The organism is Sphingomonas adhaesiva, assembly GCF_002374855.1.
Classification (GTDB): domain Bacteria; phylum Pseudomonadota; class Alphaproteobacteria; order Sphingomonadales; family Sphingomonadaceae; genus Sphingomonas; species Sphingomonas adhaesiva.
On record NZ_NWVC01000005.1, the window covers coordinates 44,230 to 65,119 of the forward strand.

Annotated in this window: 18 protein-coding genes; 12 read left to right on the top strand and 6 right to left on the bottom strand. The window is 69.4% G+C overall.

Annotation, left to right across the window (positions count from 1 at the left end; genetic code table 11):
- Positions 1-57 precede the first annotated feature (57 nt).
- A complete protein-coding gene (locus COA07_RS11450) occupies positions 58-801 on the top strand; it encodes a class I SAM-dependent methyltransferase (protein ID WP_375182405.1) in 744 nt (247 codons plus the stop codon).
- A gap of 18 nt (positions 802-819) precedes the next feature.
- Here the strand turns inward: COA07_RS11450 and phaR are convergent, their stop codons facing one another.
- Entirely contained in the window at positions 820-1,389 is a 570-nt protein-coding gene (gene phaR, locus COA07_RS11455) for a polyhydroxyalkanoate synthesis repressor PhaR (protein WP_066707032.1), read from the bottom strand.
- Positions 1,390-1,481: 92 nt separating this feature from the next.
- Between phaR and COA07_RS11460 the strand changes: the two genes are divergently transcribed.
- Together COA07_RS11460 and COA07_RS11465 are read left to right on the top strand one after the other, a co-directional pair.
- On the top strand, positions 1,482-2,477 hold the full coding sequence (locus COA07_RS11460) for an alpha/beta fold hydrolase (protein ID WP_245842128.1): 996 nt from the start codon (positions 1,482-1,484) through the stop codon (positions 2,475-2,477).
- A gap of 213 nt (positions 2,478-2,690) precedes the next feature.
- On the top strand, positions 2,691-5,879 hold the full coding sequence (locus tag COA07_RS11465) for a TonB-dependent receptor domain-containing protein (RefSeq protein WP_245842129.1): 3,189 nt from the start codon (positions 2,691-2,693) through the stop codon (positions 5,877-5,879).
- A 54-nt stretch (positions 5,880-5,933) separates the two neighbouring features.
- Here COA07_RS11465 and COA07_RS11470 read toward each other — a convergent pair whose 3' ends face one another.
- A complete protein-coding gene (locus COA07_RS11470; protein ID WP_096641098.1) occupies positions 5,934-6,998 on the bottom strand; it encodes an alanine racemase in 1,065 nt (354 codons plus the stop codon).
- A gap of 28 nt (positions 6,999-7,026) precedes the next feature.
- Complete coding sequence (locus tag COA07_RS11475) at positions 7,027-8,643, bottom strand: MFS transporter (protein WP_083957042.1); 1,617 nt, start codon at positions 8,641-8,643, stop codon at positions 7,027-7,029.
- A 65-nt stretch (positions 8,644-8,708) separates the two neighbouring features.
- Between COA07_RS11475 and COA07_RS11480 the strand changes: the two genes are divergently transcribed.
- Together COA07_RS11480 and COA07_RS11485 are read left to right on the top strand one after the other, a co-directional pair.
- Positions 8,709-9,293, top strand: a complete 585-nt coding sequence (locus COA07_RS11480; protein ID WP_066713473.1) for an NADPH-dependent FMN reductase — start codon at positions 8,709-8,711, stop codon at positions 9,291-9,293.
- A 52-nt stretch (positions 9,294-9,345) separates the two neighbouring features.
- The gene (locus COA07_RS11485) at positions 9,346-10,575 is read left to right on the top strand and encodes an NAD(P)/FAD-dependent oxidoreductase (RefSeq protein ID WP_066711839.1); all 1,230 of its coding nucleotides are present in this window, start codon (positions 9,346-9,348) and stop codon (positions 10,573-10,575) included.
- Between the two features lie 18 nt (positions 10,576-10,593).
- Here the strand turns inward: COA07_RS11485 and COA07_RS11490 are convergent, their stop codons facing one another.
- Together COA07_RS11490 and COA07_RS11495 are read right to left on the bottom strand one after the other, a co-directional pair.
- The gene (locus tag COA07_RS11490; RefSeq protein ID WP_066711838.1) at positions 10,594-11,418 is read right to left on the bottom strand and encodes an HTD2 family dehydratase; all 825 of its coding nucleotides are present in this window, start codon (positions 11,416-11,418) and stop codon (positions 10,594-10,596) included.
- A gap of 64 nt (positions 11,419-11,482) precedes the next feature.
- Positions 11,483-11,947 carry a hypothetical protein gene (locus tag COA07_RS11495; protein WP_066711837.1) on the bottom strand — a complete coding sequence of 155 codons (465 nt, stop codon included), beginning with the start codon at positions 11,945-11,947 and terminating at the stop codon, positions 11,483-11,485.
- A gap of 102 nt (positions 11,948-12,049) precedes the next feature.
- Here COA07_RS11495 and rpiB point away from each other — a divergent pair, with 102 nt between their 5' ends.
- From rpiB to COA07_RS11530, 7 genes are all read left to right on the top strand, one after another.
- Positions 12,050-12,484, top strand: coding sequence for a ribose 5-phosphate isomerase B (gene rpiB / locus COA07_RS11500; RefSeq protein ID WP_066711836.1), 435 nt, complete (start codon positions 12,050-12,052; stop codon positions 12,482-12,484).
- Positions 12,481-13,788 carry a serine hydroxymethyltransferase gene (gene glyA, locus COA07_RS11505; RefSeq protein WP_066711835.1) on the top strand — a complete coding sequence of 436 codons (1,308 nt, stop codon included), beginning with the start codon at positions 12,481-12,483 and terminating at the stop codon, positions 13,786-13,788. The genes rpiB and glyA overlap by 4 nt, the downstream gene beginning before the upstream one ends.
- Before the next feature lie 11 nt (positions 13,789-13,799).
- Entirely contained in the window at positions 13,800-13,997 is a 198-nt protein-coding gene (locus COA07_RS11510) for a hypothetical protein (protein ID WP_231738787.1), read from the top strand.
- Positions 13,998-14,006: 9 nt separating this feature from the next.
- Positions 14,007-14,468 (top strand): transcriptional regulator NrdR, encoded by a 462-nt coding sequence (nrdR, locus tag COA07_RS11515; RefSeq protein ID WP_066488444.1) that lies wholly within the window; start codon positions 14,007-14,009, stop codon positions 14,466-14,468.
- Positions 14,469-14,563: 95 nt separating this feature from the next.
- Positions 14,564-15,655, top strand: coding sequence for a TrmH family RNA methyltransferase (locus tag COA07_RS11520; RefSeq protein WP_083956940.1), 1,092 nt, complete (start codon positions 14,564-14,566; stop codon positions 15,653-15,655).
- Positions 15,652-16,938, top strand: a complete 1,287-nt coding sequence (locus tag COA07_RS11525; protein ID WP_169924233.1) for a 2OG-Fe(II) oxygenase family protein — start codon at positions 15,652-15,654, stop codon at positions 16,936-16,938. Before COA07_RS11520 ends, COA07_RS11525 begins: the two co-directional genes overlap by 4 nt.
- Before the next feature lie 99 nt (positions 16,939-17,037).
- On the top strand, positions 17,038-19,815 hold the full coding sequence (locus COA07_RS11530) for a M14 family metallopeptidase (protein WP_066711782.1): 2,778 nt from the start codon (positions 17,038-17,040) through the stop codon (positions 19,813-19,815).
- Positions 19,816-19,821: 6 nt separating this feature from the next.
- Here COA07_RS11530 and COA07_RS11535 read toward each other — a convergent pair whose 3' ends face one another.
- Positions 19,822-20,805, bottom strand: a complete 984-nt coding sequence (locus tag COA07_RS11535; protein WP_066711783.1) for a bile acid:sodium symporter family protein — start codon at positions 20,803-20,805, stop codon at positions 19,822-19,824.
- Positions 20,806-20,890: the final 85 nt, after the last annotated feature.

A 20,890-nucleotide genomic window follows, 5' to 3' on the forward strand; every position in this document is an offset into this window, starting at 1 on the left:
CCGTACCGCCGTTCGTCCGTGCCGATCGCCGTCATCGCGATCGCCGGCTCCGCCGCCATGCTCCACGCCGCGCCAGAACCGCGCGTCGATCCTGCGGTGGCGCGCGCCGTCGCCGCCCCCGAACGCAGCGCCGCGGACCGCGCCCGCGACGCCGCCCGCCACCCCGCTCAGACGCTTGCCTTCTTCGGCGTGACGCCCGCGGCGAAGGTGGTGGAATTCTCCCCCGGCGGCGGCTGGTACACGCAGATCCTGGCGCGCATCCCGGCCGGCGGCGGCAGCTATACCGCGCTGACCACCCCCGGGAAGGGCGCGGACGCGGCGCGCGCGATGCTCGCGGCCAAGGGGCTGAAGGGCAATGTCGCCACGATCGACCCGGCGACCGGCGCCACCGACGTGCCCGCGGGCAGCCAGGACGTGGTGCTGACGTTCCGCAACGTCCACAATCTGACCATGGCGGGCGGCGACGTGCCCGCCAATGCGTTCAAGGCGTGGTTCGCGATGCTGCGCCCCGGCGGCACGCTGGGCGTGGTCGACCACCGCCTGCCGGAGGACGCGGACGCCGCGCGCGAGCGCGACAGCGGCTATGTCAAGCGGTCCAGCGTGATCCGGCTGGCCGAGGCGGCGGGATTCCGGCTGGCGGGCGAAAGCGCGGTCAATGCCAATCCGAAGGATACGCACGATCATCCCCAGGGCGTGTGGACGTTGCCGCCGACCTTCGCGCTGAAGGACGTCGACCGCGCCAAATATGCCGCGATCGGCGAAAGCGACCGCATGACGCTGAAGTTCGTCAAGCCGCGCTGACCCGCGCGCGCGGGCGGCTCAATCGCCGAGCTTGTCGACCTTCTCGCGGAGGCTGGCCAGCTCGGCCTTGAGCGCGGCGATCTCGCTGTCCTTGGTGCCGTTGGCGGGGGGCGGCGACGGGGCGGCGGTGCCGGGCGCGACCGCACCCGACTTGAACGCATTGGCCGCCGCCTCGAACATCGCCATATTGTGCTTGGCGATCTCCGCGAAGGGCGAGCCGGCGAACGCGCCCTCCACCGCGGTCTTGAACTGCGACTGGTTGCGGCGGAAACTGTCCATCGACGCGTCGAGATAACCGGGCACCATCGCCTGCATCGAATCGCCGTACAGCGCGATCAGCTGGCGCAGGAAATTGACCGGCAGCATCGTCTGCCCGCGGCTTTCCTCCTCCATGATGATCTGGGTCAGGACGTTGTGGGTGATGTCCTCATCGGTTTTGGCATCGACGACGCGGAATTCGCGCCCCTCGCGCGTCATCGCGGCAAGATGTTCGAGGGTGATGTAGGAGGAGCTTTCGGTGTTGTAGAGCCGGCGATTGGCGTATTTCTTGATGACCACGGCCCCGTCGGCGTTCGACTGCTTCTTCATCGTGAAAGCTCCCCATGACCGTTTTTCCATGCGGTACCGCACAAAATACCGCGCCGCAACACGGGCCTAGGCCGCTGCCGCTGTTCATCGACATGCTGCGCCGCGAAACCGCAGCATCGCCGGAGCGCCGCGCCGCCGCGCTGGCGGGGCTGCGCCGCTATCAGGAGGCGCCGCGCACGGTGCGGCGGATGAAGCCCGCGCGGTACCGCAAGGGCGCGGCGCGGCTGCGCGATCATCGTACCGGCGGCGACACCGGGCTGCCGCCGGTGGTGTTCATCCCCTCGCTTATCAACCCGCCGTTCGTGCTGGACCTGGCGCCGGGGCGCTCGCTGGTCGGGCATGTCGCGGCGGCGGGGTTTCCGGCGTGGCTGGTCGATTGGGGCAGCCCGCGCCCGCAGGACGTCGGGCTGGATCTGGCGGGGCATGTCACCGACCGGCTGCTGCCGCTGATCGCCAGGCTGGAGCGGCCGCCGGTGCTGGTCGGCTATTGCCTGGGCGGCACGCTGGCGCTGGCGGCGGCGCACCTGCTGGGCGATCGCGTCGCGGGGGTCGTGACGATCGCCGCGCCGTGGCGCTTTGCGGGCTATGGCGAGGCGGCGCGCGCGGCGCTGGCGGCGCTGTGGGACGAAGCGGGGCCGGCGTCGCGCGCGCTGGGGGTGTTGCCGATGGAGGTGCTGCAGACCGCGTTCTGGCGGCTCGACCCCGCCCGCACCGTGGCGAAGTACGAGGCCTTCGCGACGATGGACGCAGAGCGCGCCGCCACCTTCGTGCTGCTGGAGGACTGGGCCAACGGCGGCGCGCCGCTGACCCATGCCGCGGGCGCCGACCTGTTCGACACGCTGGTGGCGCAGGACCGGCCGGGGCAGGGCGAGTGGCGGGTCGGCGGCATGGTGATCGACCCGGCGGCGCTGCGCTGCCCGGCGGCCGAATTCGTCTCGCTCAGCGACCGCATCGTCCCCGCCGCCACCGCCGCCGGCCTCGCCGATCGCCGCGACCTGGCGATGGGGCATGTGGGGATGGTGATGGGCGGCGGGGCGAAGGGGGCGGTGTGGGGTCCGCTGGTGGAGTGGCTGCATGATGCGCGCTGAACGATGCGACGTACTGATGCACGAATGTAACGAAGCATTTCCGTTTTTGTCGCAAATTTGCAACACGGATTAAAAAACGATGACAGACCGTCGCCAGTATCTTGCCAAAGGAGGCGCGAAACCTGTCTGTTAGATGAACGGAAATCACCGTTCATCGAGGGTCAGATGAAACTCAACGCTTTTCTGGGCGCGACTGCGCTCATGGGTACGCTTGTGCTCGTTCCGTCCGTTTCTGCGCAGGCGTCGTCACGGGACGACACCGGTCAACAACTTGCGCAGGAGCAGGTCGCGGAGGCCGAAGCCGGTACGGAGATCGTCGTCACCGGTTCGCGCATCAACCGCCCCAATCTTGCGTCGACGATTCCGATCACTTCGGTCGGTCCGCAGGACATCCTTGCGACGGGCACGATCTCGGTCGGCGATCAGCTGAACGAACTGCCGCAACTTCGCGCGACCTACAGCCAGGCCAATTCGACCCGCTTCATCGGCACCGCCGGATCGAACTTCCTCGATTTGCGCGGCCTTGGCATCGACCGCACGCTGGTGCTCGTCAACGGCCGTCGCCACGTGTCGACCTCGCCCGGCGGGTTCCAGTGGGACGTGAACAACATCAACGCCGACCTGCTGGAGCGCGTCGACGTCGTCACGGGCGGCAACTCGGCGATCTACGGGTCGGACGCGGTCGCGGGCGTGGTCAACTTCATCCTGAAGCGCGACTATGACGGCCTGCAGCTGCGCGGCCAGGGTGGCATCTCCGGCGAGGGCGACCGCGGTTCCTATTCGGTGAGCGGCATCGCGGGGAAGAATTTCGCTGAAGGTCGCGGCAATATCACCGTTGCCGTGGAGTATGCGAAGGCGAACCCGCTGTTCTACAACCAGCGCGAACAGGGGCGTGACCGTCGCCAGTTCCAGCTGGTGCAGAACACCTCCTCCCAGAACAACCCGTCCAACGGTCCGATCCGAGGCGTGGAGCCGGCGACGGGTGACGGCATCCCCGACACCGCGTTCATCGGCGGGCTGCGTCGCACGGAAACCTCGGAATACGGCCTGTTCGTCGCCACCTGCCCGGTTGCACCGGCAGCGGGCGAATCGACGGCCGCGTTCAACGCACGTCGCGGTCTTGCCTGCTCGGGCCTGTTCAATCCGAACAGCACGAATGCGCTGGCGCAGTTCGGCAACGGCTTCGTCTTCCAGAACGACGGCACGCTGATCCGCAATCCATGCGGCACCGATTTCCGGCCGTTCCAGTCGGGCAATTGCATCGGCGGGCTCGGCTCCACGCTGCGTGGCAATGGCCAGTTCCAGCCCGGTCTGGAGCGCGTCAACGCCAACATCAACGCCGCGTTCGAAGTGTCGCCGGCGTTCCGTCCGTTCGTCGAGGCATCCTATACCCGCGTGAATGCGTTGCAGGAATCGTCCCCGACCTTCGGCACCTACACGCTCAGCACCGCCAACCCGTTCCTGACCGATCAGGCGCGCGCGCTGCTGCAGAGCGTGCTGGCACCGGGCGTGACGACGTTCACCATCGGCCGCAACAACCAGGACTTCGGCCCGCGTGGCGAGCGCCACAAGCGTGAGACGTTCCGGATCGTCGGCGGTGTCGGCGGCTCGTTCGCCGATAACTTCCGATACGAGGTGTCGGCCAACTACGGTCGCTACGACGGCTATTACGAAACCGGCGGCAACATCCTGTCCTCGGGCAGCGGGTTCAACTTGGCCAGCCCGTTCGGCAAGGCCGTAAATGCTGTTGCAGCACCGGCGGGGTACACCGGCACCAACTTCGTTACCGGTCCCAACGGTGTGCGCGCGATTTGCGCGGTGAACGGCGACGCGAGCACCGCCAACGACGATCCGAACTGCGTGCCCGCCAATCTCTTCGGCATCGGCAACGTCGATCCGCGATCGCTGGCCTATTTCGGCTACACGTCGTGGCGCAAGCAGCGCAACGAGCAGTTCGTCCTGTCGGGCTTCCTTTCGGGCGACACGGCGAGCTTCTTCAACCTTCCGGGCGGCCCCGTGGGCTTCGCGGTGGGTGGCGAATACCGCACCGAGAAGCAGTTCGCGACCTATGATCCGCGCACCGCGGCGGGCGAGACCTTCCTGAACATCATCCCGGCGTTCACGCCGCCGACGTACAAGATCAAGGAAGCCTATGCCGAGGTGCGCTTACCGCTCCTCGCCAATACGCCCTTCTTCCACGAACTGACGGTCGAGGGCGCGGCGCGCGTCTCCGACTATAACCTTGGGCAGACGGGCACGGTGTGGGCCTGGAACGGCGGCGTCACCTGGGCGCCGGTACGCGATCTGCGTTTCCGCGGCAGCTATCAGCAGTCTGTGCGCGCGCCGACGCTGGGCAACCTGTTCAGCGCGGCGAGCCAGACGTTCAACAATGCGTTCGCCGACCCGTGCAGCACGATCAACATCAACAACAATCCCAACCGTCCGCGCAATTGCGCTGCCGCTGGCGTGCCGACGACGCAGACCTTCACGGTCGGCGGCGTCACCACGACGGAGCCGTTTACCAACCGCCCGAACGGCGGCGTGGCAGCGGCCAACACGGGCAACCCGCTGCTGCGGGAAGAGCGTGGGCGCAGCTTCACGCTGGGTGGCGTGTTCCAGCCGAGCGCGCTGCCGGGCTTCAACCTGTCGGTCGACTATTGGAACATCGAGGTGAAGAACGTCATCTTCACGCTCGCGCCGCAGACCGTTCTTGAGCAGTGCTACGACAATCCGTCGGGCATCGACAATCCGTTCTGCGCCTCGGTCAACCGCCTGCCCAACGGGACGTTCGCCGGCCAGACGACGGTCATCCAGGGCGGTTCGGTCGTCACCATCAACAACCCCGGCTTCTCCACCTTCGGCCGCCCGTTCAACTACGCACGGCAGAAGACGAGCGGGATCGACGTCGACGCGGGCTATCGCCACGATTTCGGGGACGGCGTGACGTTCAACATCCGCGGTCTGGCGAGCTACCTCATCAACCGGGACAACTACACCGACATCAGCCAGCCGAACTTCATCAACCAGCAGAAGTTCGAACTGGGTGATCCGGAATGGCGCTTCCAGGTGACGAACATCCTGGATACGGGTGCCGTCTCGTTCAATTACCAGGTGCAGTACATCGGGAAGCAGATCCTGAACGGGTACGAGTACGAAACGTTCTTCCCGCTGCAGGGCCGTGCGCCCTATAACCCCGATGCGACGCCGTTTCCCTTCTATCCGGCGCAATGGTACCACAACATCCGCGCCGAATTCGATATCGAGCAGGGGTCGCAGTTCTACGTCGGCGTCGACAATTTCACCAATACGCGGCCGCCGTACGACCTGCTCGGAAACGAAGGTGGGTCATTGTACGATCCGACGGGCCGCTTCTTCTACGCGGGTTTCCGCGCGAAGTTCTGAGCCGGTCTTCTACGTTACTGACGGGCCGCTTCCCCCAGGGAAGCGGCCCGTTTCTTATGCCCAGATCCGGTCGAACCGCTTCCCCAGGCCGGTGAGCAGTTCGTACTGGCTGCGGCCCGACGCGGCGGCGGCGCGGGGCAGGTCGGGGTCGAAGGCGATCCAGTCGCCTTCCGCCAGCGCGGTGCCGGTCAGGTCCAGCGCGACCAGGTCCATCGAGACGCGGCCGATCACCGGCAGCCATGCGCCGTCGCCCGCCAGCGCGCGCGCGCGTCCGCGGTCGGAAAAGCCGCGGCCGTAGCCGTCGGCATAGCCGAGGTTGGCGATGCCCACCGGCGTGTCGGCGGGCGCGGTCCAGGTGGCGTTGTAACCCACCACCTCGCCCGCGCGCACGATGCGGCGCTGGAGCAACTGCGCCTCGATCGTGACGACCGGGCGGATCGTGTCGGCCAGCGCGGGGCAGGGGATGCCGCCGTACAGCGCCAGCCCCGGGCGGGTGAGGTCGAAGGCATAGTCACGGCCCAGCGCGATCCCGGCGGAATTGGCCAGGCTCATCCGCCGCGCGCCCGTCGCCCCGCGCAGCGCGGCGAAGCGGCGCAGCTGGTCGCGGTTCATCGCCGCATCGGGTTCGTCGGCGCAGGCCAGGTGGCTCATCAGCGTGTCGATCGCGAGGCCGTCGAGCAGCCCGTCGGCGATGTCCGCGGCGGCGATGCCCAGCCGGTTCATGCCGGTGTCGACCATCACGTCGCACGCCCGCCCCCCGCCGCCGGCGCGCCAGCGTGCGACCTGTTGCGGGGTGTTGAGCACGGGGCGGACGTGCGGCAGCGCGGCGGCGGCCGCCATGTCCTCGGCGCGGACGCCGTGCAGGACGGAGAGGCCTAGCGCGCTCTCGACAGGCAGCGCCGCCGCCTCCGCCCAGGACGAGACGAACAGGTCGCGGCACCCCGCCGCCGCCAGCCGCTGCGCCACCGCCGCCGCGCCCAGCCCGTAGCCGTCGGCCTTCACCGCCGCGCCGCATGCCGCGCCCGCACCGCTCATCCGCGCCAGCGCGCGCCAGTTGGCGACGAGCGCATCGGCGGACAGGCGCAGGCGGTGAGGGGCGGTGTCGGGGAGGGGCGTCATCCCCGCGCAGGTAGCGCGCGCGGCGCGATCACGCCACCGCGGCCGCGCCGTGGCGATCATCCTTGAGGCCGAACAGCGTGACCAGCAGCGCCAGCACCACGACCGCGAACGTGTACCACAGCCCGGCATAGGGATCGCCGGTCCTGGCGACGATATACTGGCTGATGAACGGCAGGAACCCGCCGAAATAGCCGGTGCCCAGATGATAGGGGATCGACAGCGAGGAATAGCGGATCGCGGGTGGAAACATCTCCGCCAGCAGCGCCGCGACCGGGCCGTAGGTGACCCCCGACAGCAGCGACATGGCGAGGATCGCGACCAGAATCAGCGCGATATTGCCCGGCGACGGGCGCACCGGCGTCAGATCGTACCCGGCCCGCGCCAGTGCGGCGTCGAGCGCGGCGGGATCGGCGACAGGCGCGGCGCCCGTGCCGATCGCGGCATAGGCGCTGGGACCGGCCACCACGGAATAGGGCACGCCCCTTTTCGACAGATGGTCGAGCAGCTTGCCGCACGGGGTCGCCTGCACCTTGTCGAACGGGCTGTAGCTGCATCGCGGGCCATGGACGACCACCGGCTGCGTCGCCGCCGCGCGGGCCAGCCCCGGATTGGCGGCCGCGCCCATCAGCCAGAAGATCGGGAACAGCAGCACCAGCGTCAGGATATAGCCCGCGACGATCGGCTTCTTGCGCCCGATCCGGTCGGACACGTGCCCGAACAGCAAGAACCAGCCGACCCCCGCCGCCACGCCGACCCCGGTGATGACCTGCGCGGTGGTTTCCTCCACGCGCATCGTCGTCTGGAGGAAGGACAGGACGGTGAACATCGCGGTGTACCAGATCACCGTCAGCCCGGCGGCGATGCCGAACAGCGCGACGATCATCCGTTTCAGGTTGCCCGGATAGGTGAAGCTTTCCTTGATCGGGTTGGCGACCTGCTCCCCGGCGGCGCGCATCTTTCGGAAGACCGGGCTTTCGGACAGTTTCAGCCGCATCCACAGCGAGATGGCGAGCAGCACGACCGAAAAGAGGAACGGGATGCGCCAGCCCCATGCGCTCCACGTCGCGGCGGGCAGCATCGCCTTCACGATGAGGATCACCGCCAGGCTGAGCAGGAAGCCGCCGACCACCCCGGCCTGGATGAAGCTGGTGTAGAAGCCCGACCGGCCGCGCGGCGAATGTTCGGCGACATAGATCGCCGCGCCGCCATATTCGCCGCCCAGTGCCAGCCCCTGCGCCACGCGCAGCAACAGGACGATCGCGGGCGCGGCCATGCCGATCGCCGATGCCTCCGGCGTCAGCCCGACGCCGGCGGTGGCGATGCCCATCAGCGCGATGGTGGCCAGGAAGGTGTATTTGCGGCCCAGCCGGTCGCCGAGATAGCCGAACACCACCGCGCCGAGCGGGCGGAAGCCGAAACCGACCGCAAAGCCGGCCCAGGCCAGCAGCGTCTGCACCGTTTCGTTGCCGGCGGGGAAGAAGGCGCGGCCGATGATCCCCGATGCGGCCAGCGTGCCGTAGATGAAGAAATCATACCATTCGAACACGGTGCCGAGCGCGGAGGCGGAAATGACCAGCCGGATGTCGGCGGTGCCCGGCGCGTCATCCGCCCCCATCGTGATGCCGCTTGTGCCGTGCGATGCCATCGCGCTCTCCCCCTCGTTATCGGCGACAGGTTTACCCGCCCGGTCGGTCGCGGCAAGGTGGGGGCATGAACATCCTGATCTTCTACGGTTCCTATCGCGCCGACCGCGCCGGTATCCGGCTGGCGCGGTTCCTGACCGAACGGTTCGCGGGCGAGGGGCATGACGCGCAGCTGGTCGATGCGCAGGAGGTCGGGCTGCCGATGCTGGACCGCATGTACAAGGAATATCCCAAGGGCGAGGCGCCGCCCGCGATGGAGGCGCTGGCGGTGCGCATCCGCACCGCCGATGCGTTCGTGTTCGTCACCGGCGAGTATAATTGGGGGCCGCAGCCCGGACTGAAGAACCTGACCGACCATTTCCTGGAGGAATGGTTCTGGCGTCCGGCGGCGATCGCCAGCTATTCGGCCGGGCGGCTGGCCGGCGCGCGCGCCAGTTCGATCTGGCACGCGATCCTTCCCGAAATGGGGATGCCGGTGATCCCCAGTACGCTGACCGTCGGGCCGATCGCGGCGACGCTGGATGCCGACGGGCGGCCGCTCGGCGATGCCGGCGCGTCGCTGGAACGCGCGTTCGGGCGCTTCGCGCGCGACCTCGCCTGGTGGGCGCAGGCGGCGCGGGCGCAGCGCGAGCGGGTGGCCCCGCCCTATTGAAGCCGCGCCCGCCTTGGTGCATCGGCGGGACGACAGGCCGGGGGAGAGCGGGATGAAGCAGTACGATATCGTCATCGTCGGTGCCGGCCATGCGGGCGCGCAGGCGGCGATCGCGCTGCGCCAGCGCAAGTTCGACGGCACGATCGCGCTGATCGGCGACGAGCCTGAACTCCCCTATGAACGCCCGCCGCTGTCCAAGGAATATCTGGCGCAGGACAAGCAGTTCGAACGCATCCTCCTGCGCCCCGCCGCCTTCTGGGACGAAAAGCAGGTGGCGATGATCCCCGGCACGCGCATCGTGTCGGTCGACCCCGCGGCGCATCAGGTCACCAGCCAGGACGGCGAGACGATCGGCTACGGCACGCTGATCTGGGCGACCGGCGGCGCGCCGCGGCGGCTGACCTGCGCCGGTCACGACCTGACCGGGGTGCATGCGGTGCGCACCCGTGCCGATGTCGACCGGCTGATGGGCGAGTTGCCGACGACGCGCCGCGTGGTGGTGATCGGCGGCGGCTATATCGGGCTGGAGGCCGCGGCGGTCCTGACCAAGCTGGGCAAGCAGGTCGTGCTGCTGGAGGCGCTGCCGCGCGTGCTGGCGCGGGTGGCGGGCGAGCCGCTGTCGCGCTTCTACGAGGCGGAGCATCGCGCGCATGGCGTCGAGGTGCGGCTGGACGCCCGCGTCGATTGCATCGTCGGCGACGGCGCGCGCGTCACCGGCGTGCGGATGGCCGATGGTGAGACGCTGTCGTGCGAGATGGTGATCGTCGGCATCGGCATCATCCCCGCGGTCGAGCCGCTGCTGGCGGCGGGGGCCGAGGGCGGGAACGGCGTGGCGGTGGACGCGCAATGCCGCACCTCGCTTCCCCACGTGCTGGCGATCGGCGACTGCGCGCTTCACGCCAACCGCTTCGCCGATGGCGCATCGATCCGGCTGGAATCGGTGCAGAACGCCAACGACCAGGCGACGATCGTGGCCAAGGCGCTGACGGGCGCGGCGGAGGATTACGAGGCGGTGCCGTGGTTCTGGTCGAACCAGTACGACCTGAAGCTGCAGACCGTCGGCCTGTCGACCGGGCATGACGAGGCGGTGCTGCGCGGCGATCCGGCGACGCGCAGCTTCTCGCTGGTGTATCTGAAGCAGGGGCGCGTGATCGCGCTCGATTGCGTCAACGCGACCAAGGATTATGTGCAGGGCCGCGCGCTGGTGGTGGCCGGGGCGGCCATTCCGGCCGATCGGCTGGGCGATGCGGGCGTCCCGCTGAAGGAACTGGCGGCGGGGTGACGCGGCGTTACCGCTCCGTCAGTCGTTCCACGTCGCTTCCGCCTGCATCGCCACCGGGCCGCCGGGGCGGGCGGTCCACAGTCGCATCGTCGCGCCGTCGCGCGGGCCGGCGTGGCAGCGCAGCGTATCGGTGTCGAAGATCGTCGACAGGCTGCGGAAGGTGAAGCGATCGGGCGCGCGCCCGCCGCGGCGCGTCGCCAGGTCGATCAGCAGCGTCGCCTGCAACGGGCCATGCACCACCAGGCCGGCATAGCCTTCCACCTGCGTGGCATAGCGATGGTCGTAATGGATGCGGTGCGCGTTGAAGGTGAGCGCGGAATAGCGGAACAGCAGCGTCGGCGACGGCACGACCGTTTCCACCACCGCGCCCTCCGGCGCCGGTTGCGGCGCGGCGGGCGGCAGCACGGTGGCGGTGTCGCGGTAGACGATCGTCTGGCGATCGCGGACCGCGCAGCTGCCGTCGGCGCGATGAAACGCATGATCGACGGTGACGAAGCACAAGGTGCCGCTGCGCCCGTCCTTCACCACCACATCCGCCACGCGCGAGCGGCGGGTGACCCCCTCTCCCACGCGCAGGTCGCCGGAAAATTCGATGTCGCCGCCCGCCCACATGCGGCGTGGCAGCGGCACCGGGGGCAGGAACCCGCCACGCCGCGGATGCCCGTCCGGTCCCAGTGCGGCGGCGTCCGCGGCGGGCTGGCACAGGCAGAAATGGATCAGCCGCGGCGCGAGGTCGCGCTCGTCGACCAGTCCCAGCGTGGCGCGGAATTTCTGGACCATCGCCGGAGCGACGATGTCGTTCGCGGCTTCTTCCGAGCCGATCCAGGCGCGCAGCTCTTTCATCGCCTTTCCCCCTCCTCCGATCCGCGTACCCCGGTCGTGCGGGCCGCATCGCGCCATGCCGTCGTCAGGCCCGGCAGTATCCTTCCCCGGACTTGACGATCAGGCAATTCTTTTTCCCTGCAAGCCACTTAAGGCCGGTTGCGTCGCCATCGCCGGGAACGGCGACCTCGTCCACGCCGTTGCGGGTGAAGCGCAGCCCCTCCGCAGTGACCGAACCCGGGAAGGTGCCGCGATGGTCGAGATCCCATTGCATCTCCAGCGTCACGCCGCCGCCCGCGCGCCTCGTGACGTTCAGGAACATTCCTTCCACGCCCACCCAACGGCCAAGATAATCGGCCTCCAGCTTCGCCGTTGCGGCGGGTAGCGGCGCGACCGCATTGGCAGCGGGGGCGACGGATGGCGTGATCGCGTCCGTCGCGGCCGCCGCAGTGGGCATTACGGCGTTGCCGGGGGCGGTGTCGGGCGCGGCGGGCTGGCCGCAGGCCGCGAGCGGGAGGGCGAGGAGCGCGAGCGCGAATGTCCTGGTCATGGATGACCAACCGATGACGATCGGTGCGTGTTCCGGGTGGCGTTCGCGGGCGCGCGCCGCTACAGGCTCGCGGACGTTCCACCGCCATGGGAGTCGCCCCCCTTGCGTATCGCGATCGCCTGCGATCATGCCGCCGTCCCGCTCAAGAACGACCTGCGCGACTGGTTGTCCGCAGAGGGGCACGAGATGCTCGACCTGGGCACGCATGACGATGCCAGCGTCCACTATCCCGATTACGGCCGCAAGCTGGCCGATGCGATCGCATCGGGCGCGGCGGAGCGCGGAATCGCGCTGTGCGGATCGGGGATCGGCATCATGATCGCCGCCAACCGCAACCCGGCGGTACGCTGCGCGCTGGTCGCCGAGCCGCTGTCCGCCGAACTGGCGCGCAGCCACAACGATGCCAATGCCATCGCGATGGGCGCACGGCTGATCGGGCCGGAAATGGCCCGCGCCTGCGTCCGCGCGTTCCTGTCCACCGATTTCCTCGGCGGGCGCCATGCCGCGCGCGTCGACATGCTCAAGGAGTCCGTATGAGCACGAACCCCGCCGCCCTCAACGACGTCCAGCCGGACGGCTTCTTCACCCGCACGCTGGCCGATGCCGATCCGGCGGTGTTCGCCGGCGTCGAACACGAACTGACGCGTGAGCAGACGCAGATCGAGCTGATCGCGTCGGAGAATATCGTCAGCCGCGCGGTGCTGGAGGCCCAGGGCTCGGTCTTCACCAACAAATATGCCGAGGGCTATCCGGGCAAGCGCTACTATCAGGGCTGCCACCCGTCGGACGAGGTCGAGACGCTGGCGATCGAGCGTGCCAAGCAGCTGTTCGGCTGCGGCTATGCCAACGTCCAGCCGCATTCGGGCGCGCAGGCGAACGGCGCGGTGATGCTGGCGCTGGCCAAGCCGGGCGACACGGTCATGGGCCTCAGCCTGGATGCGGGCGGGCACCTGACGCATGGCGCGCGCGCGGCGCAGAGCGGCAAGTGGTTCAACGCGGTGCAATATGGCGTCACCGCCGACACCCACCTGATCGACTATGACGCGGTCGAGGCGCTGGCGAAGGAACATCGCCCGCGGATCATCATCGCGGGCGGCTCGGCCTATCCGCGCCACATCGACTTCGCGCGGTTCCGCGCGATCGCGGATCAGGTCGGCGCGACCTTCATGGTCGACATGGCGCATTTCGCCGGGCTGGTCGCGGCGGGCGTCCACCCGACGCCGTTCGGCCATGCGCATGTCGTCACCACCACGACGCACAAGACGCTGCGCGGCCCGCGCGGCGGCATGATCCTGACCGATGACGAGGCGATCGCCAAGAAGATCAACTCGGCGGTGTTCCCCGGCCTGCAGGGCGGGCCGCTGATGCACGTCATCGCCGCCAAGGCGGTGGCGTTCGGCGAGGCGCTGCGCCCCGAATTCAAGAGCTATGCCGCCAGCGTGGTCGAGAACGCCAAGGTGCTGGCCGCGACGCTGAAGGAGCGCGGCGCTGACCTCGTTTCGGGCGGCACCGACACGCATCTGGCGCTGGTCGACCTGACCCCGCTGGGCGTCACGGGCAAGGACGCCGACGAGGCGCTGGAACGCGCCGGCATCACCTGCAACAAGAACGGAATCCCCAACGATCCGCTGCCGCCGATGAAGACCAGCGGCATCCGCGTCGGCAGCCCGGCGGGCACCACGCGCGGGTTTGGCACTGCCGAATTCCGCGAGATCGGCAACATGGTCGCCGACGTGCTGGACGGCCTGGCCAAACAGGGCGAGGCAGGCGACGCCGCGGTCGAGGCGAATGTGCGGGAACGTGTTCGCGCGCTGTGCGCTCGGTTCCCCATCTACCAGTAAGGAGGCCGATGGTGGCGAAGTTCGACGAGAAGATCGGTGAGGTGCAGTCGACCGTGAAGGGTACGCCGGGGCTGGGCAAGAGCATGGCCAAATGGGGTGCGCTGGGCGCGGTGGTCGCCATCCCCGTGCCGTTCGTCGGCCCGGTGTTCGGTGCGCTGGCGGGTGCCGCCTGGGCGTATCACAAGGGCACGAAGAACAAGGGGCTTTGACGCCCCGCGATGCGCTGCCCCTTTTGCGGACATGAAGCCAGCCAGGTAAAGGACAGCCGCCCCACCGACGACGGGGCGGCGATCCGTCGCCGGCGCCAGTGTGAGGGGTGCGGCGCGCGCTTCACCACGTTCGAGCGCATCCAGCTGCGCGAGCTGACCGTGGTGAAAAGCGAGCATCGCCGCGAACCGTTCGAACGCGACAAGCTGCTGCGCTCGGTCTCGATCGCTGCGCGCAAGCGCCCGGTAGAGGCGATCCAGCTGGAGAAACTGGTCAGCGGCATCCAGCGCCAGCTGGAGACGAGCGGCGAGGCCGAGGTGTCGTCCAAGCGCATCGGCGAGATGGTGATGGACGGGCTGAAGGGGCTGGATTCGGTCGCCTATATCCGCTTCGCCAGCGTGTATCGCGAGTTCAGCGAGGCGCGCGATTTCGAGGAATTCGCGGGTAGCGTGGAGGAAGCGGGGCGGGGGTAGGCGCCGTTCGCGTCGCGCAACCGAAAACACTTCCGTTCGTCCCGAGCAGCCATCGAGCTTGTCGAGAGGGCGTGTCGAGGGATAGGCGCTGTCGGATGAGCTTCTGGGTCTATATCCTGCGCTGTGCCGATGGCAGCTATTACACCGGCCATACCGACGATCTAGAACGCCGGGTCGCACAGCATCAGGCGGGAACGATTTCCGGCTATACCCACGACCGCCGACCGATCGAGTTGATGTGGGCACAGGATTTCCCGACCCGGATCGAGGCTCTTGAGCGCGAGCAGCAGGTCAAGGATTGGTCGCGGAAGAAGAAGGAGGCGCTGTTCGTGGGCGACTGGGCCGGTGTCTCCGCGGCGGCGCGTTCTCTACCGCGCGTCTCGGCTTCGCTCGACGCCGGCTCGAACCGAACGGATGGGGTAGCCACGGCTTCGTCCGATACCGGTGCGAACCCACAGGCCGCGATGGCCGCCCCACCCCCCGTCATCGTCCTGGTCCGCCCGCAGCTGGGCGAGAACATCGGCAAGGCCGCGCGGGCGATGCTCAATTTCGGGCTCACCGAGCTGCGGCTGGTCGCCCCGCGCGACGGCTGGCCCAATCCGCAGGCGGGGCCGGCGGCGTCGGGGGCGGATGTCGTGCTGGAACGGGCGACGGTGTTCGACAGCGTGGCGGAGGCGGTGGCGGATTGTGCGCACGTCTATGCCACCACGGTGCGCAAGCGCGGGGTGACCAAGCCGGTGGTGACGCCCGAGGCCGCCGCCACGGCGATCCACCGCGATAGCGCGCGCGCCGCGATCCTGTTCGGGCCGGAGCGGTCGGGGCTGGAGACCGACGACGTCGCGCTGGCGCGCACGATCGTGACGGTGCCGATCAACCCGGAGTTCGGCAGCCTGAACCTGGCGCAGGCGGTGATCCTGGTCGCCTACGAATGGTCGAAGGGGGTGGCGCTGGCCAGCCCGCCGGAGGTGGAGCTGAACCCGCCCGCGCCGCAGTTCGAGCTGGACGGGATGATCGCGCAGCTGGACGCGATGCTGGACGAGGCGGGCTATTTCTTCCCGCCCGATCGTACCATCGCGACGCGGCGGATGCTGCGCACGCTGCTGACCAAGCCGGCATGGTCGAGCCAGGAGGTGCGCACCGTGCGCGGCGTCCTGTCGGCGCTGATGCCGAAGAAGCGGCCGGGATGAGCGCGCGCGACGCGGTATCGGCGCACAATCTGGCCGCGCGGCTGGGCGATGCGGGCGATGCCGCGGGGGCGGTGGCGGCGTGCGCGCGTGCGTTCGCCGCGGGGGGCGATGCGCCGGAAACGCATCTGGTCCACGCCCGCGCGCTCCAGACGCTGGGCCGCTGGGACGATGCCGAGCGAGCGTTTGCCGCGGCGATCGCGCGGCGGCCCGATTATGCGGTGGCGCATCGCGATTGGGCGCAATTGCGCTGGATGCGCAGCGGCGATGCGGCGGCGGCGCTGCGCGCGCTGGACGCGGCGCCCGACACGATCGAGCTGGCGCTGGTGCGCGGCGCGGTGCTGAACGGTGTCGGCCAGCCGGAGCGCGCGGCGGCGGTGCTGGACCGCGCGGCGGCGCGCGCGCCCGGCACGCTTGACGTGCGGCTGGCGGCGGCGGGGATGGCGGGGCAATTGGGGCGCGCGCAGCGCCAGCTGGACCATGCCACCGCCGCGCTGACCGCCGCGCCCGCCTCCATCGCGGCGGCGCGCGCGGCGACCGAGGCGCTGCTGCATCTGGGGCGCGTGGGCGAGGCGGCGGCGCTGGCGGAGCGGGTCGTCGCGGCCGCGCCCGACGATCAGGCGGCGATCGCGCTGCTGGCGACGGCGTGGCGACTGACGGGCGATCCGCGCCATGCGGCGCTGTGCGGGGATCCCGCGCTGGTCACCGCGCGGCGGATCGCGACGCCCCCGGGCTGGGCGGACCTGCCGGCGTTCCTGGCCGATCTGGCGGCGGCGCTGGAGGGGCTGCACGGCTGGCGGGCGCATCCGCTGGAACAGTCGATCCGCCACGGCAGCCAGACGCAGGTCGACCTGTCGCGGTCGGACGTGCCGGTGATCCGCGCGCTGTTCGCGGCGCTGGACGCACCGATCCGCGCGCATATCGCGGGGCTGGGCAGCGGCGACGATGCGGTACGGCGGCGCGTGACCGGTGGTTACCGGTTCGCGGGCGCCTGGTCGGTGCGGTTGCGGCCGGGCGGGTTCCACACCGATCACGTCCACCCTGCCGGGTGGCTGTCCTCCGCCTTTTACGTCGCCTTGCCCGATGCGGTGGCGCGCGCGCCGCAGGGGTGGCTGGCGCTGGGGCGGCCGGGGGTGCCGACGCGCCCGGCGCTGGCGCCGCTGCGCCATATCCGCCCCGAAGCGGGGATGGTGGCGCTGTTCCCGTCCTATCTGTGGCACGGGACCGAGCCGTTCGATGGCGAGGCGACGCGGCTGACGGTGGCGTTCGACGTGGTGCCGGCGTGATTTTTTCGCACTGCCGGGTGCGGGGCCGGGCGATTGCTGCGTCATGACAAAGAAGAGCTGAAAACACAGCTGAAACAAGCGACAAAGGGGAATGAGGCGATGAAGACGGCCTTTCTGATCGGCGCTGCCGCGCTGGCGCTGGCGATACCCGCCGGGGCCGCCCCGATCTCCCCCAAGGTGGGCACGCTGCCGTCCCCCGCCGAGGCTTTCGCCAGCGAGCCGGGCAGCGATTACTATCTGGCCGATTACGACGATTACGAACGCTATCTGAAGACGCTGACGGCGCAGTCCGACCGGATCAAGCTGATCGACATCGGCAAGTCCGCCGAGGGGCGCACGATGTGGGTCGCGGTCGTCTCCAGCCCGCAGAACCTGGCGAAGCTGGACCGCTATCGCGACATCGCGCGCCAGCTGGCGCGCGCCGAGAACGTGACCGAGGCGCAGGCACAGGCGCTGGCGGGCGAGGGGCGCGCGGTCGTGTGGATCGACGCCGGGCTGCACGCGACCGAGACGGTGACGACGCAGAGCCAGATCCACGTCCTGTACCGGATGCTGAGCGGGCAGGATGCCGAGACGAAGCGCATCCTGGACGAGACGATCGTGCTGTTCGGTCAGGACAATCCCGACGGGCTGCAGCTGGTCGCCGACTGGTACATGCGCAACAAGGACCCGAAGGACCGCGAATTCCGCACGATCCCGCGATTGTACCAGAAGTATGTCGGGCACGATAACAACCGCGACAGCTTCATGGCGCAGATGCCCGAGACGACCGCGCTGAACCGCGTGTTCTTCCGCCAATGGTATCCGCAGATCATCTTCAACCAGCATCAGACCGGGCCGGCGGGGATGGTGGTGTTCGTCCCCCCGTTCCGCGATCCGTTCAACTACAATTATTCGCCGATCGTGATGAACGAATTGCAGGAGGTCGGCGCGGCGATGCACAGCCGGCTGGTCGCCGAGGAGAAAGCGGGATCGGGCGCCAGGTCCGCCGCACCCTATTCGACGTGGCACAACGGCATGGTGCGGTCGGTCGCCTATTTTCACAATTCGATCGGGCTGCTGACCGAGATCATCGGCGGGCCGACGCCGGAGAAGATCCCGCTGATCCCGCAGACGCAGCTGGCGCGCAACGACGAGACGCTGCCGATCGGCCCGGGCGATTGGCACCTGAAGGACAGCCTGGAATATCAGTGGACGCTGAACCGCGCGGTCATGGATTATGCTGCGCGCAACCGCGAACGGTTGCTGATGAACATCTGGCGGATGGGCCATGCCGCGATCGAGAAGGGCAGCCAGGACAGCTGGACGATCACCCCGCGCCGCGTCGATGCGGTGATGGAGGCGGCCAAGGGCAAGACCGCGCCGGGCGGCGAAACCTATTTCCGCGGGCCGCCTGCGGTCGACCCGGCGCTGTACCGCTCGGTGCTGAACGATCCGGCGATGCGCGACGCGCGCGGCTATATCCTGCCGCCCGCGCAGCAGCGCGACCTGCCGACGACGATCGCGTTCCTCAATGCGCTGCTGAAGAACGGCGTCGACGTGGAGCGCGCCGCCGCGCCGTTCACCGCGGGGGGCAAGCGCTATCCGGCGGGCAGCTATGTCGTGCGCACCGCGCAGGCCTATCGCCCGCACGTCCTCGACATGTTCGAGCCGCAGGATCACCCGCACGACGCGGAGTATCCGGGCGGCCCGCCCAAGGCGCCGTACGACATCACCGGCTATACGCTGGCCTATCAGATGGGGGTGCAGTTCGACCGCGTCGTCGATGGGTTCGACGGGCGGTTCGAGAAGGTGACCGAGGAGCTGCTGGCGCCGCCCGCGGGCCGCGTGATCGGCAGCGGCAAGGCCGGGTGGCTGATCGGGCATGAGGCGAACAACGGCTTCATCCTGACCAACCGGCTGCTGAAGGCCGGGGTGCCCGTCCACTGGGTGCCGGGCGAGAGCAAGGTCGCCGGGCGGACGCTGGCGGCGGGTGCGCTGTGGGTGCCGGCATCGCCGGCGGCGCAGGGCGTGATCGCGCAGTCCGCGCCGCTGGGGGTCGATGCCTATGCGATGGCGCGCGCACCGGCGGGCACGACGTGGAAGCTGAAGCCGGTGAAGATTGGGCTGGTCGACCGTTACGGCGGGGTGATGCCCGCCGGCTGGACCCGCTGGTTGCTGGAACAATACGAATTCCCGTTCGAGGTCGTCTATCCGGGGCAGCTCGACGCCGGGAACATCAAGGCGAAATATGACGTGCTGCTGTTCGCCGACGGCACGGTGCCGGTGGCGCGCGGCGGCGCCTATCCGGGCGGCTATCGCACCACGTTGCCCAAGGCGGAGGACATTCCGGCCGAATATCGCGGCTGGCTGGGCGAGGTGACGCAGGACAAGACCTTGCCGGCGGTGCGCGACTTCGCGAGCGCGGGCGGCACCGTCATCACGGTGGGCAGCGCCAATACGCTGGCGACGTGGCTGACGCCCACGATCCAGCCCGCCCTGGTGACGAAGAAGCCCGACGGCAGCGTCGCGGCGCTGCCGCACAAGGATTTCTACATCCCCGGATCGCTGATCCGCGCCAGCGTCGATCCGCGCCAGCCGCTCGCTTACGGCATGACGCCGACGGTCGACATGTTCTTCGACGAAAGCCAGCCGTTCGTCGCCGCCCCCGACCTGCGCCGGATCGCGTGGTTCGAGGGCGCCGCGCCGCTGCGCAGCGGCTGGGCCGTGGGGCAGGAGAAACTGAACGGCACCGTGGCGGTCGCGGAAACCGACCTGGGGCGGGGCAAGCTGTTTGCGATGGGGCCGGAGGTCACCCAGCGCGCGCAGCCCTATGCGACGTTCAAGCTGCTGTTCAACGGCATCCTCTACGGCCCGGCGGCCGCCGCCGCCCGGTAGGACGGGTCACGCCACGTCGGCGGGCGCCGCGGCGCCCAGCCGGCGGGCGATGACGGCGCAGGCGATCAACTGGATCTGGTGGAACAGCATCACCGGCAGGATCGCCAGCCCGACCTGCGCGGCGGGGAACAGTACGCCGGCCATCGGCACGCCCGCTGCCAGGCTTTTCTTCGATCCGCAGAACAGCAGCACGATCGCGTCGCCGCGCGGCAGCCGCAGCGCCTTTGCCGCATACCAGGTGACCGCCAGCACCACCGCCAGCAGCGCGGCGCACAGCGCCAGCAGCATCGCCAGATCGCCGCCGGTCACCCGCCGCCACAGCCCGTCCGCCACCGCCGCGCCGAACGCGGTATAGACGACCAGCAGGATCGACCCGCGATCCACGGTCGTCACCAGCGCCTTGCGCCGTGCGATCCACGCGCCGACCAGCGGGCGCATCAGATGCCCGGCGACGAACGGCGCGAGCAGTTGCAGGACGATCCCCTCCGCCTGCGCCAGCGAGACGTGCGCCTGACCGCCGCCCGCCATCCCCCGCATCGTCAGCGCCACCAGCGCGGGGGTGAGGACGATCCCGGCAAGGTTCGAAAAGGACGCGCTGCACACCGCCGCGGCGACATTGCCGCGCGCGATCGAGGTGAAGGCGATCGACGACTGGACCGTCGAGGGCAGCAGTGTCAGGAACAGGAACCCGCCCGCCAGCGTCGGCGTCAGCAGCGGCAGGTGCGCGACCGCGATCCCCAGCAGCGGGAACAGCGCGAAGGTGGTGGCGAACACCGCCAGATGCAGCCGCCAGTTGCGCAGCCCCTGCACGATCGCGTCGCGCGACAGCCGCGCGCCGTGCAGGAAGAACAGCAGCACGATCCCCGCATCCGCCGCCCATCCGAACCATGTCGCCGCGCGCCCGACCGGCGGCAGCAGCGAGGCGAGGAGGACGGTGCCGAGCAGCATCAGCACGAACGGCTCGAACACGGCGAGGATGCGGCGCACCATCAGCGCCGCCGGGACTGGGCGATGGTCATGTCCGCCGCTGTAGGGATGCGGGCGCCGAATGTCTTGCGGTTATACCGCGCGCCGC